Raw genomic sequence first — 1,810 nt, forward strand, 5'->3', positions numbered from 1 at the left:
CGGGTCGCAGGCGGTCAGCAGCAGGGTAGCGGCGAGCGCACTCGCAGACAGGAGCAGGGCGGGAGACAATTTGGACATCGTCACCAGTATGTCCGATCTGCCCGTAGCTTCCGAATAGTGATCCGGGATTCATCTGAGCAGCCGACAGGAGCGGTGACCGGGGGTCTGATCGGCGGTGAAGGGAACGGCGGCGTCGGCGCTCGCCGATCCGGTCCCGCTGGCGGTGCTGGTCGGCCCGAATCTCGACCGCGCCGTCACCGGAGCCCGGCAAACGGTGCGGTCAACGACCGCAGCCAGTTGTCCAGCACCCCGTCGGCGGCCTGCTGCGGGATGTCCGGGCGCCTCGGCACATACTCGGTGGGTGGGCGCCCGGCGATGACGTCGGCGAGATTACCGAACGCCGTGGACCCTGGATCGTCGAGATAGGAGCTGTGCGAGCCCCACCCCTCAATCAGTCGGCCTGGTGTGGTGCCGCGGGAGGAGTACCAGCCGCTGTCTAGCCGCCGGACGCCGGGCGCATGATCGGGATCCCCGCCGTGCACGCCGCCGCCATACTTCTGCGCCCAGTGGATCGGATCGCCCGGCGGGGTGAGCGAATAGCGTTGCACCGCCGGATTCGGATCGCGCCATGGTCCGTCGGCGGCGCCGGTACCCGCTGCGGAGGCGAACACGATCCGGTCGGCGCGCAACCCGTACTGCTCGGCGGTGCCGACCACCGTGCCGCCGTACGAGTGTCCCAGATAGGTGGTGGCGGTGCCCGGGGCGTACTTGGCGATCTCCGCATCGAGGTCGCGGCCGAACCCGACCAGCTGCTGGCCGAGTTTTCGTGCTGGCTCGCCGTCGACGGCGGTCCCGATGTACGCGGACGGGATACGCAGATTCTGCTGCTCCGGGATCACCCGCTGCGGCAGTGCGCCGTCGCTGAAGACGAACACCGCCGATCCGGACCGTTGCGCCAACGCCAGGGCTCGGCGCCGCTGCTGGTCCGCATTGTTCAGGTTGGTTCCGGTGCCGGGGACCAGCACGCCGACCCCGTCGATGCCGGGCCGGAGTTCGCCGATCTGCTCGATGTAGCTCCCGGTGCCCGCGGCGGAGAAGGCGAGGAACTGACGCCCGGGGGCCAGCATGGCGCGCAGTGCGCGGGCTCGCTCACAGTCGCCGCGACCGCCCTGGACCTCGCCGCGCAATGCCCGGCTGATGGCGATCCGGTTGGCGTTGATGCGGTCGGCGAAGGGCACCCCGTACAGGTTGCCGATCACTTCCGGGTTGGTGCTGACCAGCAGCTGCTCCTCGCTCGGAGTCAGGGCCTCCCAGAATCGGCGCACCGACTCCTGATCGAGGGTCTGCAACTGCCGCACGAGGGTGATCGGATCAGTCCAGCCGCCGCCGGGACGGGGAAGTGAGATGCCGTCGGCGGTGATCTGGGCGGCCCGTTCGCGGAGTCGGGAACCGAGCAGGGCGTCGTAGGCGGTGAGCTGCGCGAGGAGTGACGTGATCCGGAAAGTCAGGAAGCTGGCGTCCAGTCCCCGGCGCCCAGACGGGTGGGTGACGGTGCCGTTGTCGGCCACCAGGAAGCCCTTGGTCGAGGCGGTGAACACCGTCTGTAGGAGCAGGGTGCGTACTGGGGCCAGGGTCGTGTAGGCCTCCCGGCCGAGGCCGCCGGCAGCGTCCAGACTCGCGAAGATTCCGTTGGCCGCACTGGCCTGCCGCTCCAGTCGCTGGGCGACGGCCTCGCGGGTGGCCCCGCGCCAGTCGGTGAGCGCGTCCGCGGACTGCGCCACGGTGACGGCCGCGTCGAGAAATCCTCGGG

General features: G+C 70.0%; 1 protein-coding gene. It reads right to left on the bottom strand.

Annotated elements, in window-relative coordinates; genetic code table 11:
• Nucleotides 1-254 precede the first annotated feature (254 nt).
• On the bottom strand, nucleotides 255-1,810 hold a 1,556-nt coding region (locus WAW85_RS06585), incomplete at its 5' end, for an alpha/beta hydrolase (RefSeq protein WP_422558832.1).

Source organism: Gordonia sp. (in: high G+C Gram-positive bacteria) (genome assembly GCF_049299075.1).
Lineage (GTDB): Bacteria > Actinomycetota > Actinomycetes > Mycobacteriales > Mycobacteriaceae > Gordonia.